This is a genomic window from Castellaniella defragrans (genome assembly GCF_014203015.1).
Classification (GTDB): Bacteria; Pseudomonadota; Gammaproteobacteria; order Burkholderiales; family Burkholderiaceae_B; genus Castellaniella; species Castellaniella defragrans.
On the sequence record NZ_JACHIB010000017.1, the window covers coordinates 21,655 to 36,384 of the forward strand.

Annotated in this window: 16 protein-coding genes; 3 read left to right on the forward strand and 13 right to left on the reverse strand. The window is 68.1% G+C overall.

The genetic code is table 11. From position 1 onward, the window contains the following. Positions 1-106 precede the first annotated feature (106 nt). Positions 107-439 carry a c-type cytochrome gene (locus HNR28_RS13985; protein WP_151024226.1) on the reverse strand — a complete coding sequence of 111 codons (333 nt, stop codon included), beginning with the start codon at positions 437-439 and terminating at the stop codon, positions 107-109. Positions 440-661: 222 nt separating this feature from the next. Between HNR28_RS13985 and HNR28_RS13990 the strand changes: the two genes are divergently transcribed. After that, on the forward strand, positions 662-1,153 hold the full coding sequence (locus HNR28_RS13990) for a thioredoxin domain-containing protein (protein WP_043682622.1): 492 nt from the start codon (positions 662-664) through the stop codon (positions 1,151-1,153). Here HNR28_RS13990 and HNR28_RS13995 read toward each other — a convergent pair. The 6 genes from HNR28_RS13995 to HNR28_RS14020 form a co-directional block, all read right to left on the reverse strand. Next, the gene (locus HNR28_RS13995) at positions 1,110-1,898 is read right to left on the reverse strand and encodes a slipin family protein (protein WP_409360336.1); all 789 of its coding nucleotides are present in this window, start codon (positions 1,896-1,898) and stop codon (positions 1,110-1,112) included. The genes HNR28_RS13990 and HNR28_RS13995 overlap by 44 nt on opposite strands. After that, positions 1,895-2,224, reverse strand: coding sequence for an NfeD family protein (locus HNR28_RS14000; RefSeq protein WP_052355770.1), 330 nt, complete (start codon positions 2,222-2,224; stop codon positions 1,895-1,897). The genes HNR28_RS13995 and HNR28_RS14000 overlap by 4 nt, the downstream gene beginning before the upstream one ends. A gap of 136 nt (positions 2,225-2,360) precedes the next feature. Then, positions 2,361-2,741, reverse strand: coding sequence for a DUF488 domain-containing protein (locus tag HNR28_RS14005; RefSeq protein ID WP_043682624.1), 381 nt, complete (start codon positions 2,739-2,741; stop codon positions 2,361-2,363). A gap of 103 nt (positions 2,742-2,844) precedes the next feature. Further along, on the reverse strand, positions 2,845-4,248 hold the full coding sequence (gene fumC / locus HNR28_RS14010) for a class II fumarate hydratase (RefSeq protein ID WP_151024225.1): 1,404 nt from the start codon (positions 4,246-4,248) through the stop codon (positions 2,845-2,847). 4 nt (positions 4,249-4,252) lie between these two features. Continuing rightward, entirely contained in the window at positions 4,253-5,368 is a 1,116-nt protein-coding gene (locus HNR28_RS14015; protein ID WP_043682627.1) for a type I glyceraldehyde-3-phosphate dehydrogenase, read from the reverse strand. Positions 5,369-5,386: 18 nt separating this feature from the next. Then, positions 5,387-6,367, reverse strand: coding sequence for a D-2-hydroxyacid dehydrogenase (locus HNR28_RS14020; protein WP_043682630.1), 981 nt, complete (start codon positions 6,365-6,367; stop codon positions 5,387-5,389). Positions 6,368-6,577: 210 nt separating this feature from the next. Here HNR28_RS14020 and HNR28_RS14025 point away from each other — a divergent pair, with 210 nt between their 5' ends. After that, positions 6,578-7,189, forward strand: coding sequence for a glutathione S-transferase family protein (locus HNR28_RS14025; protein ID WP_043682633.1), 612 nt, complete (start codon positions 6,578-6,580; stop codon positions 7,187-7,189). A 138-nt stretch (positions 7,190-7,327) separates the two neighbouring features. Here HNR28_RS14025 and HNR28_RS14030 read toward each other — a convergent pair whose 3' ends face one another. The 6 genes from HNR28_RS14030 to proC all read right to left on the reverse strand — a co-directional run bounded on the left by HNR28_RS14030 (position 7,328) and on the right by proC (position 13,200). Beyond that, a complete protein-coding gene (locus tag HNR28_RS14030) occupies positions 7,328-8,029 on the reverse strand; it encodes an ABC transporter ATP-binding protein (RefSeq protein WP_043686770.1) in 702 nt (233 codons plus the stop codon). 2 nt (positions 8,030-8,031) lie between these two features. Next, complete coding sequence (livG, locus tag HNR28_RS14035) at positions 8,032-8,796, reverse strand: high-affinity branched-chain amino acid ABC transporter ATP-binding protein LivG (protein ID WP_043682637.1); 765 nt, start codon at positions 8,794-8,796, stop codon at positions 8,032-8,034. After that, on the reverse strand, positions 8,793-10,028 hold the full coding sequence (locus HNR28_RS14040) for a high-affinity branched-chain amino acid ABC transporter permease LivM (protein ID WP_043682640.1): 1,236 nt from the start codon (positions 10,026-10,028) through the stop codon (positions 8,793-8,795). The genes livG and HNR28_RS14040 overlap by 4 nt, the downstream gene beginning before the upstream one ends. Next, on the reverse strand, positions 10,029-10,958 hold the full coding sequence (gene livH / locus HNR28_RS14045; protein ID WP_043682642.1) for a high-affinity branched-chain amino acid ABC transporter permease LivH: 930 nt from the start codon (positions 10,956-10,958) through the stop codon (positions 10,029-10,031). A 93-nt stretch (positions 10,959-11,051) separates the two neighbouring features. After that, positions 11,052-12,170 carry a high-affinity branched-chain amino acid ABC transporter substrate-binding protein gene (locus HNR28_RS14050; protein WP_043682644.1) on the reverse strand — a complete coding sequence of 373 codons (1,119 nt, stop codon included), beginning with the start codon at positions 12,168-12,170 and terminating at the stop codon, positions 11,052-11,054. Positions 12,171-12,366: 196 nt separating this feature from the next. Then, a complete protein-coding gene (proC, locus tag HNR28_RS14055) occupies positions 12,367-13,200 on the reverse strand; it encodes a pyrroline-5-carboxylate reductase (RefSeq protein ID WP_151024224.1) in 834 nt (277 codons plus the stop codon). A gap of 199 nt (positions 13,201-13,399) precedes the next feature. Here proC and ugpB point away from each other — a divergent pair, with 199 nt between their 5' ends. Beyond that, on the forward strand, positions 13,400-14,710 hold the full coding sequence (ugpB, locus tag HNR28_RS14060) for a sn-glycerol-3-phosphate ABC transporter substrate-binding protein UgpB (protein WP_043682649.1): 1,311 nt from the start codon (positions 13,400-13,402) through the stop codon (positions 14,708-14,710). Positions 14,711-14,730 lie beyond the last annotated feature (20 nt).

Below are 14,730 nucleotides of genomic sequence, written 5' to 3' on the forward strand. Positions count from 1 at the left end.
AAAAACCCTGCGGCGGCCGACGGCCGCGCGCAGGGTCTCCGGACGCGCCCGGGGCCGTCCGGCCCGGCGATGGCCGCCAGGCCGGGGCCCCGCGAGGACCGGACGATCAGTGCGGGGCGCCCGCCACCAGCCAGTCGACCACCGTCTTGATGTCGGCATCGGAAATGCCGACATTGGGCGGCATCGGGATCGGACCGTAGACACCCGAGCTGCCGCCCTTGATGTGCTTGGTCAGGACTTCGGCGGCGTCCGCCTGGCCCTTGTGCTTGGCAGCGACTTCTTCGTACGCCGGCCCGATGACCTTCTTGTCGACCGCGTGGCAGGCCAGACAGGCGTTCTTGGTCAGGATGTCCTTGACCTGGGCGAAATCCGGCGCGGCGTGGGCGACCTGGCCCACGACCAGCAGGGAAAGGCTCAGGGCGAGAGCGGACAGTTTCATGTGTGAATCTCCGTCAGACAGGGAAGTTTCCGATGGGCGCCCCACGAGCGCCCTGCATCACCCGCCGCCGGCGAAATGGCGGCGGAACCGCCTCATTACACCACGGGCGGCGGGCGGGCGGAAGATTACCACTACGATTTATAGGTTTTCGCGCGCGGCGGCTTTTCGCCGGCGGGCGCCCGTCCTATCATGGAGCCACAGACCTCTGCGCGGAGCCTCATCATGATCAACGGCGCGCTGCCGCCCCCCTGGGACATCGAGACCTGGCTGAACGTCCACGACGCCCCGCCGACGCTGGAGTCGCTGCGCGGGTCGGTGGTGGTGGTGCACGCCTTCCAGATGCTGTGCCCGGGCTGCGTCTCCCACGGCCTGCCGCAGGCCAAGGCGATCCACGAGTCCTTTCCGCCCGGGCGCGTCCAGGTGATCGGACTGCATACGGTCTTCGAGCACCACGCCGCCATGGGCGAAGTCGCGTTGCGGGCCTTCCTGCACGAATACCGCATCCGCTTCCCCGTGGGCATCGACCGCCCCGCCCCGTCCGGCAATCCGATCCCCCTGACCATGCAGGCCTGGGGCCTGCAGGGCACGCCGTCCCTGGTGATCCTGGATGCGCGCGGCGGCGTGCGCCTGCATCATTTCGGCCGGCTGGACGACCTGCGCACGGGCGCCGTCATCGGTCAGCTTCTGGCCGAGGCGGACGCGATGGCCCCATGAACCCGGCCAGCAGGTCGATGGGAATCGGGAACACCAGGGTGGAGGATTTGTCGCCCGCCACCTGGGACAGGGTCTCCAGGTAGCGCAGCTGCATGGCGGAGGGTTCGCGGGCCAGCGTATGGGCCGCGTCGGCCAGCGCCTGGGCCGCCTGGCGCTCGCCTTCGGCGTGGATGACCTTGGCGCGGCGGTCGCGCTCGGCCTCGGCCTGGCGCGCCATGGCCCGCACCATGGTCTCGTTCAGGCCGATGTCCTTGATCTCGACGTTGGTGACCTTGATGCCCCAGCCGTCGGTCTGGGCGTCCAGGATGGTCTGGATGTCCAGGTTCAGTTTTTCGCGCTCGGCCAGCATCTCGTCCAGCTCGTGCTTGCCCAGCACCGCCCGCAGCGTGGTCTGCGCCAGCTGGCTGGTGGCTTCCAGGTAGTGTTCGACCTGGATGATGGCCTTGGCGGGATCCACCACCCGGAAATACAGCACGGCGTTCACCTGCACCGACACGTTGTCGCGGGAAATCACGTCCTGTGGCGGGATGTCCAGCGTCACCACGCGCATGTCCACGCGCACCGCCTGCTGCAGGAAGGGAATCACGATGATCAGCCCCGGCCCCTTGCTGCTGGTGTAGCGGCCCAGCGTGAAGATCACGGCACGCTCGTACTCGCGCAGGATGCGGAACAGCTTGAACAGCACGACCACCAGGAAGACGAGCACCAGCAGGCCGAGGCCCGTATCCAGTTCGAGGAACATCATGAGGGTTCTCCCAGAGAGACGTCCCTCTCGGGGACGGGTTCGACTTCCAGCATCAGGCCGCGCTCGGCCCGGACCCGCACGGTCTGGCCGGGCCGCAGCGGCGCATCCGCATGCACCTGCCAGATCTCGCCGCGCACCAGGGCGCGCGCCCTGCCCCGCAAGTCGGATGCCTGGGTGACTTCGCCAATCATGCCGGGCAGCTCTTCGTTGCCGCCCCGCGCCCGCCCGCGGTGCGCCTGGATGGCGATGACCGCGGCCAGCAGCAGGATCAGCCCCAGCAGCGAAAGGGCCCAGACCGACTGAGAACCGAAATAGACCAGCAGCATGTCCTTTTCCGAGAAAGTTGAGGCGCCCGGCCCGGTCCCGCCGGGCGAACACCGGTCCGGTTCGATCCGATCCGGCCGGGCCCGCCGCGGCGCAGCCGCGCGCCAGGGACACCCGCGCCGGGCGCCGGGGATGCGTTCAGGCGATGCGGTGGCGCCTGGCGTAGTCGTTCATCGCGTCGGCCAGGACCAGCGCGTGGTTGTGTTCGGGATCCTTGGCGCCGAACACCAGGGTGATGCGCCGGCCCCCGGCGGCCTCGAAGACCTCGCCCATGCGGGCCTGCGCCTGCTCGTCCTTCAATTCGGCGGCGTAGTCGCGGCGGAAGCCGTCCCAGTGCTCGGGCTTGTGGCCGAACCAGGTGCGCAGCGCCGGGCTGGGCGCCAGATCCTTGCACCAGAGGTCGTACTGGAACGCGGCCTTGGACAGGCCGCGCGGCCAGAGCCGGTCGATGAACACGCGCAGGCCGTCGGTGTCCGCGGGGTCTTCGTATACGCGCTTGATCTGTACGGGCGATTTCATGCTGCATGCCTTGCACGGGCCCGCGGCCAGGCATCCGTGGCCGCGGGCCGTCTGTTGCGTCGCAGGCGCGGGACGGTCCGCGGGGACCGTCCCGTGTCCCGCCTCACCCCTTGCTCGGATGCGTCATGTCCAGGGGGACGATCCATTCATCGTACTGCGCATCGGTCAGAAAGCCCAGCGCCAGCGCCGCTTCCCGCAGGGTGCTGTGCTCCTTGTGGGCCTTCTTGGCGATCGCGGCGGCCTTGTCGTAGCCGATGTGGCGGTTCAGCGCGGTGACCAGCATCAGGTTCTTGTTCAGGTTTTCCTCGATGCGCGGCAGATTGGGCTCGATGCCCACGGCGCAGTGCTCGTCGAAGGACAGGCAGGCGTCGGCCAGCAGGCCGATGCTTTCCAGGACGTTGTGCACCATGACGGGCTTGTAGACGTTCAGCTGGAAGTTGCCCTGGGACCCGGCGAAGGCCACGGCGGCGTCGTTGCCGTAGACCTGGGCGCAGACCATGGTCATGGCCTCGCACTGGGTGGGGTTGACCTTGCCCGGCATGATGGACGAGCCCGGCTCGTTTTCCGGGATCAGCAGCTCGCCGATGCCGCAGCGCGGGCCGCTGGCGAGCCAGCGCACGTCGTTGGCCATCTTCATCAGCGCGCCGGCCAGGGTGCGCAGCGCCGCCGAAAGATTCACCAGCGCGTCGTGGGCCGACAGGGCGAAGAACTTGTTTTCCGCGCTGCGGAACGGCAGGCCCGTGATGTCGGCGATGCGGGCGGCGGCCAGCTCGCCGAAGCGCGGGTGGGCGTTCAGGCCGGTGCCCACGGCCGTGCCGCCGATCGCCAGGTCGTAGATGCCCGGCAGCGCCGCCTGCACGGCGTCCAGGGCGAAGTCGATCTGCGCCACCCAGGCGCTGATTTCCTGGCCCAGCGTGATCGGCGTGGCGTCCTGCAGGTGGGTGCGGCCGGTCTTGACGATGTCCTGGAAGGCCTTGGCCTTGGCGTCCAGCGTGGTGCGCAGGCGCCCGACGGACGGGAAGAAGTGGCGCGACAGTTCTTCCGCCACCGCGATGTGCATGGCCGTGGGGAAGGTGTCGTTGGAGGACTGGCCGCGGTTGACGTGGTCGTTGGGGTGCACCGGGGCCTTGGAGCCCACCTGCCCGCCGGCCAGTTCGATGGCCCGGTTGGAGATGACCTCGTTGGCGTTCATGTTCGACTGGGTGCCCGAGCCGGTCTGGAACACCACCAGCGGGAATTCGGCGTCGAGCTTGCCCTCGATGACCTCGTCGGCGGCGCGCACGATCAGGTTGCCGATGTCCGCCGGCAGTTCGCCGAGTTCGGCGTTGGCCTGGGCGGCGGCCTTCTTCAGCACGCCCAGGGCGCGGATCACCGGGGGCTGCCAGCGGAACCGGGCCACGCCGATCGGGAAGTTCTGGATGGAGCGCTGCGTCTGCGCGCCCCAGTAATGCGCGGCGGGCACCTCGATGGCGCCCATGGAATCGGTTTCGGTCCGGCTTTCGGCCATGATGTCAAACTCCAGAAGATAGGGATGAGGAAAGGGATGCGGATTCGGGCGCCGGCGCGGCCGCCTGGAAGCGGCCTGCCCAGGCCTGCGCCACGTCGAGCATGCGGTGGGCGAAGCCCCATTCGTTGTCGAACCAGATCAGCAGGTTGGCGAAGCGGCCCTGGTTGACGCGGGTCTGGCCCAGATCGACGATGACCGAGTGCGGATCGTGGTTGAAGTCCACCGAGGCGTGGGGCTGGCCGGTGCAGGCGATCAGGTCCGGACGGGCCCGAGCCGCCTCGGAAAAGATCGCGTTCAGGGCCTCGGGGGAGGTATCCCGGCGCAGGTTCACGGCGAGGTCGATGGCCGAGACGTTGAGGATCGGCACCCGCACGGCCTTGGCCTGGACGCGGCCGGCCAGGCCGGGCAGCATGCGCTCGATGCCCTGGGCCAGGCCCGTGGACACGGGCACGATGGACTGCATGGCCGAACGGGTGCGGCGCAGGTCGGCGTGGTGGTAGCCGTCGATCATGGGCTGGTCGTTCATCACCGAATGCAGCGTGGTGAGGAAGGCGCCGTCCACGCCCAGGCGGCGCTCCAGCAGGTCCAGGACCGGGACGGCGGCGTTGGTGGTGCACGAGGCCGCCGACACGATGCGCTGGCCGGCCCGCAGGTCGGCGTCGTTGAAGCCGTGCACGATGGTGCAGTCCACGTCGGCCGCGCTTCTGCCGGGATGCGAGACCAGCACCCGCGGGCAGCCCGCATCCAGGAAGGCCTGCAGGCTGGCGCGCGTGGCGAAGGCTCCGGAGCATTCCAGCAGCAGGTCGAAGTCCAGCCGGCGCCAGGGGCCGTCGGCCGGCTCCCGCGCGTGGGAAACGGGAATCGCCTGCCCGGCGATCTCCAGCCCGCCGTCGATCTCGCGGACCTCGCCCGGGAAGATCCCGTGGGTGGAATCGAAGCGGGTCAGGTAGGCCATGGAGGCCAGGTCAGCGGGCTCGTTGATCGCCACGACGCTCAGGGCGCGGCGGTGCCGCGGGGATTCCGCCAGGGCGCGCAGCACGCAGCGGCCGATGCGGCCGTAGCCGTTGATGGCGATGCGCAGGGGGCGGGACGCGGCGGATTCGGGGCGGTCGGCGGGCATGGAGGCGTGTCGGGGAAATCAGCGGGCGGCGCGGTAGCCGGCGACCACGTTGCGCGGGTCGTCGCGCAGGAAGGCGTCGATATTGTCGCGCACCTGGCGGATCACCGTGCGGATGGCCGCGGAGCTGCTCCAGGCCACGTGCGGGGTGAGGATGAAATTCGGCAGGTCCAGCAGGCGCATCAGGGGATGATCGGGCGCGGGGGGCTCCTGGGACGAGACGTCGAAGCCCGCGCCGCTGATCTGGCCGGCGCGCAGCGCGTGCTCCAGCGCGTATTCGTCCACCAGCCCGCCGCGCGCGGTGTTGATGAGCAGCGGCTTGCGTTCCATCAGGGCGAATTCGGCCGCGCCGATCATGCCGCGGGTCTGGGCGTTGAGCGGGCAATGCAGGCTGATCACGTCGCTGGTGCGCAGGACGTGGTTGAAATCGGTGTAGTCGTTGGTGGGCTCGCCGGCGTCGCGCCGCGCGGCGAACTGGACCTTCATGCCGAAGGCGCGGGCGATCTCGGCCACGGCCTCGCCCAGGGCGCCCCGGCCGATGATGCCCAGGGTCGAGCCGGCCAGGTCATGGATGGGGAAGTCGAAATAGCAGAACTGCCCGCTCGCCTGCCAGCGGCCGTCGCGCACCGACTGGCGGTAGGCCAGCAGGTTGCGCCGCAGGGCCAGCATCAGGGCGAAGGTGTGCTCCGGCACGGCGTGCACGGCGTATTCGCGCACGTTGGACACGATGATGCCGCGCCGGTCGCAGGCGTCCAGGTCGATGTTGTCGGTGCCGGTGGCGGCGACCGCGATCATGCGCAGGCGCGGCGCCTGGGCGATCGCGTCGCCGGCCAGCACGACCTTGTTGACGATCACGACGTCGGCGTCGCGGATGCGCTCGGCCACCTGCGCCGGCGCCGTGCGCGGATACGTCACCAGTTCATGGAGCGCCTGCGGGCCGGTGAAATTCTCCGTCGCCGGCAGGGAATCCCGGTCGAGAAAAACGATGCGCAGGGGGTCCATGGAAGAAGCCTCATCGAAAGACAGCGTCAACCCTGTAGTCTACCCCATGGACGAGTCCGGACACCGGGCGGTCCCCGCGGACTGCCCGGTGCCTGACGAATCCGAACCGCTCGCAAGCGGTGAGGCGGGGGGATGCTTCAACCCGCGCCGGCGTCCGTGGTGGTATAAAAAGCAAGGCGAACCCGCCCTGCTCCTGAAACATCAAACACCATGAAACTCTACTATTTCCCCGGCGCCTGCCCCCTGGCCACCCACATCGTGCTCGAATGGATCGGCAAGCCCTACGAGACCGTCCGCCTGACCCGCGAGCAGATCAAGGAAGCCGATTACCTGGCGCTCAACCCGACCGGCGCGGTCCCGACCCTGGTGGACGGCGATTTCGTCCTGACGCAGAGCGCCGCCATCCTGAACTACCTGGCCGAGCTCAACCCCGAGGCCCGGCTGCTGGGCGACACCCCGCGCGAACGCGCCGAGACCCACCGCTGGCTGGGCCTGTGCAATTCCGACCTGCACAAGACCTTTTCCCTGGTCTTCGGCCCGGGCTACTACACCGGCGGCGACGAGGCCCTGGGCCAGGTCGTGGCCGGCAAGGCGGCCGAGAAGCTGCAGAGCCTGTTCGCCATCGTCAACGAGCGCCTGCGCGGCCGCGACTGGCTGACCGGCAGGCGCTCGGTGGCCGACGCCTACCTGTTCGTGCTGCTGATGTGGGCGGACGCCAAGCAGATTCCGCTCGCCGGCCTGGACGAGCTGCGCCGCTTCCAGGCCCGCATGCGCGCCGACGCCGGCGTTCAGGCCGCGCTGAAGGATCAGGGATTGGCCTGACTCGGGACAGCCCCCTGCGGGCGATCCTGTGTACAGGCCAATGAAAATCGGCCCAATGAAAATCGGCCCCGCCGGAAGACGGGGCCGATCGCCGTTCGGCGCGGGCGCGGAGGACCGCGACGCGATGCCGCAGCCGGCTCAGGCGCCGAGGTACGCCTTGCGGACCTCGTCGTTGCTGAGCAGGTTGGCGCCGGTGTCGGCCAGCACGACCTTGCCGGTTTCCAGGACGTAGCCCCGGTCGGCCACCTGCAGGGCCTTGTTGGCGTTCTGCTCGACCAGGAACACCGTCACGCCTTCCTCGCGGATGGTGCGGATGATGTCGAAGATCTGCGCGATGATCAGCGGCGCCAGGCCCAGGGTGGGCTCGTCGAGCAGCAGCAGCTTGGGCCGCGTCATCAGCGCCCGGCCGATGGCGAGCATCTGCTGCTCGCCGCCGGACATGGTGCCGGCGCGCTGGTTGGCGCGCTCGCGCAGGCGCGGGAACAGGTCGAAGACGTGTTCCATGCCTTCTTCGGTCTGGGCTCGGTTGAGGAAGAACGCCCCCATGTTGAGGTTTTCCGCCACCGTCAGGTCGGGGAACACCCGCCGGCCTTCCGGCGAGATGGCGATCCCGCGCTGCATGATGATGTGCGTGGACTGCTGGGTGATGTCCTCGCCCAGGAAGGTGATCCTGCCCGAGCGGGCGCGCGGATTGCCGCAGACCGACATGAGCAGCGTGGTCTTGCCGGCGCCGTTGGCGCCGATCAGGGTGACGATTTCCCCCTGGTTGACTTCCACGGACACTTCGTTCAGGGCCTGGATGGCCCCGTAGAACGTGCTGACGTTTTCGAGCTTGAGCACGGTCATTCCCCCAGATAGGCTTTGATGACGCGGGGATCCGCGCGGACTTCGTCGGGCAGGCCGGTGGTGATGGGCTTGCCGTGCTCCATGACGAGGATGCGGTCGGACACGCCCATCACCAGGCTCATGTCGTGCTCGATCAGCAGCACGGCCACGCCGAATTCGCGCCGCAGCTGGTCGATCAGCGATTGCAGGTCGCGCTTTTCCTGGGGATTCAGGCCCGCGGCCGGCTCGTCGAGCATCAGCAGGCGCGGCTGGGTGATCATGCAGCGGGCGATTTCCAGGCGTCGCTGGTGGCCGTAGGCGAGATTGCCGGCCTCGCGGTTGGCGTACTGGCGGATGCCCATGAAATCCAGCCACTGGACCGCGCGCTTCTTGGCCTCGGTCTCGGAATGCCGGTAGGAGGGCAGCTTGAACAGGCCCTGCAGCAGGCCGGTTTCCATCAGGGTGTGCTGCGCCACCATCAGGTTTTCCAGCACGGTGAGGTTCTTGAACAGGCGCACGTTCTGGAACGTGCGCACCAGGCCGTGGCGCGCGACCTTGTGGCTAGGCATGCCGGTGATGGCCTTGCCGTCCATGACGATCTCGCCCGTGGTGGGTTTGTAGAAGCCGCCCACGCAGTTGAACACGGTGGTCTTGCCGGCGCCGTTGGGGCCGATGATGGCGAAGACCTCGTCGCGGCGCACGTCGAATTCGACCTGGTCGACGGCCAGCAGGCCGCCGAACCGCATGGTCAGTCCGCTGACCTTCAGCAATGTTTCACTCATGATTCCAATTCCACTTGCGGACGTTTCACCGGCAGCAGGCCCTGCGGGCGCCAGATCATCATGACGACCATGACCAGGCCGAAGATCAGCATGCGGTATTCGGCGAATTCGCGCGCGATCTCGGGGATGACGGTCAGCAGCACGGCGGCCAGGATGACCCCGAGCTGGGAGCCCATGCCGCCCAGCACGACGATGGCCAGGATCAGCGCCGATTCGATGAAGGTGAAGGATTCCGGATTGACCAGACCCTGGCGCGCGGCGAAGAACGCCCCGCCGAAGCCGGCGAACATGGCGCCCATGGTGAAGGCCGAGAGCTTGATGTTGCGCGGGTTCAGGCCCAGGGAGCGGCAGGCGATCTCGTCCTCGCGCAGAGCTTCCCAGGCGCGCCCGATCGGCATGCGGATCAGGCGGCTGGTGAAGTACAGGGTGAACAGCACCAGCACCAGCGCCATCAGGTACAGGTAGATCACCACGTCCTGGCTGTTGAAGGACCAGCCCATCAGCTCATGGAAGGTGGGCGTGCCGTCCGTCGAGCGGCGCACCATCTGGTAGCCGAAGAAGGACGGCTTGGGGATCCCCGAGATGCCGTCCGGGCCGCCGGTGAACTGGGTCAGGTTGATGAGCAGCAGGCGGATGATCTCGCCGAAGCCCAGCGTCACGATGGCCAGGTAGTCGCCCCGCAGCCGCAGCACCGGGAACCCCAGGATGAAGCCGAAGAAGGCCGACACCAGGCCGGCGAACGGCAGCGCTTCCCAGAAGCCCCAGCCGGCCCAGTGGTACAGCAGGGCGTAGGTGTAGGCGCCGGTGGCGTAGAAGCCGACGAAGCCCAGGTCGAGCAGGCCGGCGAAGCCCACCACGATGTTCAGCCCCAGGCCGAGCATGACGTAGATCAGCACGAGCGTGGCGATGTCCACCTGGGCGCGCCCGGTGAAGAAGGGCCAGGCCAGCGCGAACAGCACCAGCACCAGGATCGCCCGGTGGCGGAACTTGTCGCTGATGGCGGGAATGCGGAACCGCGAGGGCGCCGCGGCCTTGCCCGCCCGGCGCTGGCGCAGCCAGGCGTTCAGGATCTGGACCACGAAGACGGCCAGCATGCCGCCGAGGATCATCTTCCAGTCGGGCTGCAGATAGGTTTCCTGGCCCCGGCGCAGGATCTGCAGGCCATACACGGGGGCAATGATCACCCCCGCCAGCAGCGAGGCGATCGCTGCATTCTTGAGATTCTGATTCATTTAGACTTTTTCCACCTCGGGTTTGCCCAACAGCCCCGTGGGACGGAACAGCAGGATGAAGACCAGCAGCAGGAAGGCGACGATGTCCTTGTACTGCGAGGAGATGAAGGCGGCGGCGAAGGTCTCGGCCAGGCCCAGCAGCACACCGCCCAGCATGGCGCCGGGAATGCTGCCGATGCCGCCCAGCACCGCGGCGGTGAAGGCCTTGATGCCGGCGATGAAGCCGATGAACGGGTTCAGCTTGCCGATGGCCAGGGCGATCAGCACCCCGCCGACGGCGGCCAGCATGGCGCCGATGACGAAGGTGATGGAAATGATCCGGCCGGTGTCGATGCCCAGCAGGTTGGCCATGCGCAGATCCTGCGAGCAGGCCCGCGAGGCCTGGCCGGTGCGCGAATACTTGATGAACAGCGTCAGGCCGATCATCATCAGCACGGTGACCACGATGATCAGGATGCGGGAATACGGCGCGGTCACGCTGAAGTCGCCATCCCCCACCGTGAAGTTGAACGACCCGGTGATCAGCGCCGGCACGGCCATGTCGCGGGCGCCCTGCCCGGTGGCCACCCAGTTCTGCAGGAAGATCGACATGCCGATGGCGGAGATCAGCGGCACCAGGCGGGGACTGTCGCGCAGCGGCGCGTAGGCGATCTTTTCGACGGCGAAGCCGTAGACCGCGGTCACCAGCACGGCCATGATCAGCATGATCAGCACCATCAGGGGCAGCGGCAGGCCGCTGCCCACGCCGATGGCCGAGAGCGTGACCAGACCGACGTAGGCGCCGATCATGTAGATCTCGCCGTGGGCGAAGTTGATCATGCCGATGATGCCGTACACCATGGTGTAGCCGATGGCGATCAGGGCATAGATGGCGCCCAGCGACAAGCCGTTGAACAGCTGTTGCGTCAATAGAGGAAGCAGGTCGGACATAATGTCGGGGGAGTGAGACGAGAAGACGGCCGGGCGGCGGGCGCCCGGAAGAACCGCAGCGGCCCCGGCGCGCGCCGGGGCCGGCCGAGCCCGTCAGGGCTGGATCTGGGTCAGGTTGCCGTTGGCATCCCAGCGGAAGACCGCGAATTCAAAGTGCTTGAGGTCGCCCTTCGCATCGTAGTCGACCTTGCCGATGGCGGTGTCGAAGCTGTGGCCGTGCATGTAGTCGGCGACCTTGGCCGGGTCGGCGCCGACGGCGTTGATGCTGTCGGCCAGCACCTGGACCGCCGCGTAGGCCGTCATGGTGAAGGCGCCGTCGGGGCTGCGCTGGTATTTCTTGAACTGCTCCAGGATCTGCTCGTTGCCCTTGCGCTTGGTGAAGTCGGCGGGCAGGGTCACCAGCAGCTTGTCCACGGCCGGGCCGGCGATGGCGGCGAGGTCCTTGTTGGCCACGCCTTCGGGGCCCATGAACTGGGTTTCCAGACCCTGTTCGCGCGCCTGGCGCAGCAGCAGGCCCAGTTCGGGGTGGTAGCCGCCGAAATAGATCAGGTCGGGGCCCAGGGCCTTGAGCTTGGAGATCACGGCGGAGTAGTCGCTGTCGCCGACGTTGATGCCCTCGAACATGGCGATGTTCACGCCGTCCTTTTCCAGGGCCTTCTGCACCTGGGTGGCCACGCCGTTGCCGTAGGTCTGCTTGTCGTGCAGGATGGCGACCTTTTTCGGCTTGAGCTGCTTGGCGATGTATTCGGCGGCGAAGGGACCCTGCTGGTCGTCGCGGCCGATGGTGCGGAAGAAGAAGTGCGGCTTGATGGTGTCGGTGACCAGCGGGGACGTGGCGCCCGGGGTGATGGCGACGATGCCTTCCTGCTCGTAGACGTTGACCGCGGGCACCGTGGTGCCGGAGCAGGCGTGGGCCACGGCGAACTTGGCGCCGGCGTTGACCACGCGGTTGGCGGCCGGCACGGCCTGCTTGGGCTCGCAGCCGTCGTCGATCAGCAGCGGCTCGATCTTCATGCCCTTGATGCCGCCGGTTTCGTTCAGCGCATCGATGGCCGTCAGCGCGCCCGCCTGGATCTGGTCGCCGTACTGGGTGTTGGGGCCCGTCATCGGCTGCGGAATGCCGATCTTGAGCGTGTCGGCATGGGCGCCGGCAGCCAGAGCCAGAGCTCCGAATGCGAGGATGCAGGGGGTGATGCGCAGTGTGAACTTCATTCGATAGTCTCCGGTAGAGGCGCCGTTGGCAATTTCAGCAACCCGGTCGGGGTCGAAGCCAGGAGCGCCAAGCCTTGGTTGTGCTTCCGCCCTGAGCGGCACGCGTATTCTGACGGCTCGCCCCGGGGGTGTCACTACGGTTAATCCCTTATGACGGAACGTGACGATGCGCTTTCCCGGATTATTCGGGGACGGATCAACCCGAGAATTCGCGCGCCAGTTCGCCCGCCCGGCGGGCGGCGGCCGCGACCGCCTCGCGCATGATGCCGGACAGGCCGCGCTCCTGGAACACCGCCAGGGCCGCCGCCGTGGTGCCGCCCCTGGAGGTCACCCGCTCGCGCAGCACCGCGGGCGAGTCCGGCGACAGCGTTGCGAGCTGGGTGGCGCCGTGGAAGGTGCCCAGCGCCAGCTGGCGCGCCTGCTCCGGCGTCAGGCCCTGCTCGACCCCGGCCGCGATCAGGGCTTCGAGGAACAGGAAGACGTAGGCCGGCCCGCTGCCGGAGACGGCCGTGACGGCGTCGATGGCGGCGTCGTCGCGCACCCAGATCACCTGGCCGACGGCGCGCAGCAGCTCCTCGGCCAGGGCGCGGTCGGCTTCGTCCACGCCGTCCAGGGCCGCCATGCCCGTCATGCCGCTGGCGATCAGCGCGGGCGTGTTGGGCATGCAGCGCACGACCCGGGCGTAGGGCTCGGCAGCGGAACCCAGCCAGCGGGCGATCGCCTCGCCGGGGATGCCGGCGGCGATGCTGATGACGAGGGTGCCGGGGCGCAGCCAGGGGCGGCACTGGCGCACGACCTCGGCCATGATCTGGGGCTTGACGGCGAAGAACCAGACGCGGCATTCGGACAGGCGCCCATCGGGCGCCGCCGCCGTGGTGGTGCCCAGCGCGTCCCAGCGCGCGCGGACGGCCTCGCCGGGGTCGATGACGTGGACGCTGGAGGCGGCGCAGCGCCGGCCGATCAGGCCGCTGGCCAGGGCGTTGGCCATGTTGCCGCCGCCGATGAGGGCGAGAGAAAGTTCGGTTTTCATGACCCGGCATTGTACGGACAAGCGCCATCACATAGAAAGCCCTGCGCGGGGCATCAGAAAGAAAACGCGCGAGAAACGAAAAGAAAAGCAAGGAAATCAGGGATTGCCAAAGCCGTCATAAGCTGATCACAATGGCTTCCTATAATCCCCTCCCGCCGCCACCCGGGCTGGATCGGGGGCACAACCACAGGAGACCACCATGTCTTTTTCCTTGTTTCGCGCGACCGCGCTGGCCGCCCTGCTGACCGGCGCGGGCACGGCCCAGGCCGCCACCGACGTCACCTTCTGGCACTCGATGGAAGGTCCGCTGGGCGAACGCGTGGCCAAGCTCGCCCAGGACTTCAACGCCAGCCAGTCCGACTACGTCGTGCACGCCGTCTACAAGGGCAACTACGGCGAATCCATGAACGCCGGGATCGCCGCCTTCCGCGCCGGCAACGCGCCCGACATCCTGCAGGTCTTCGAGGTCGGCACCGCCACCATGATGTACGCCAAGGGCGCCATCAAGCCCGTCCAGGCGCTGTCCGAGGCCGTCGGCGACCCCATCGATCCGTCCACCTTCCTGGGCGCCGTGGCCGGCTACTATTCGTCGCCGGACGGCAAGCTGGTGTCCATGCCCTTCAACAGCTCCACGCCGGTGCTGTACTACAACAAGGACGCCTTCCAGAAGGCCGGCCTGGACCCGGAAAAACCGCCCAGGACCTGGCCCGAGGTGGCCGACGCCGCGAAAAAGCTGCGCGCCGCCGGCATGGAATGCGGCTATTCCTCGGCCTGGCCGTCCTGGGTCCTGCTGGAAAACTTCGCCGCCTGGCACAACGTGCCCTACGCCAGCCAGGACAACGGCTTCGGCGGCCTGGACGCGCGCCTGCAGCTCGACAGCCCGCTGTTCCGCAAGCATCTGGGCTTCCTGGCCGACATGGCCAAGGCCGGCACCTTCACCTACGGCGGGCGCGGCGACGCGGGCAACGCCCTGTTCACCTCGGGCAAGTGCGGCATGTACACAGGCTCCAGCGGCATGCGCGCCTCCATCATCAAGACCGGCGGCTTCGCCTTCGGCACCAGCACCCTGCCCTACTACCCCGACGTCCAGGGCGCGCCGCAGAACTCCATCATCGGCGGCGCCTCGCTGTGGGTGTTCTCCGGCAAGTCCGACGCCGCCTACAAGGGCGTGATCAAGTTCTTCAAGTTCCTGTCCAGCCCCGCGCAGGCCGCCGCCTGGCACCAGGGCACCGGCTACGTGCCCGTCACCAAGGCGGGCTACCAGGCCACCAAGGAATCCGGCTTCTATGACAAGAATCCCGGCACGGAAATTGCGGTCAAACAGCTCGATGCCGCCACCACCGCCAACTCGCGCGGCATCCGGCTGGGCTACCTGCCGCAGATCCGCGACATCGAGGACAGCACCATGGAGCAGATCTTCGCCGGCAAGACCAGCCCCGGGGACGGCCTGAAGAAGATGACCGCCGAGGGCAACGCCCTGCTCGAACGCTTCGAGAAAAGCGTCAAGTAGGCCCGGGGCCGGCCGCGCTC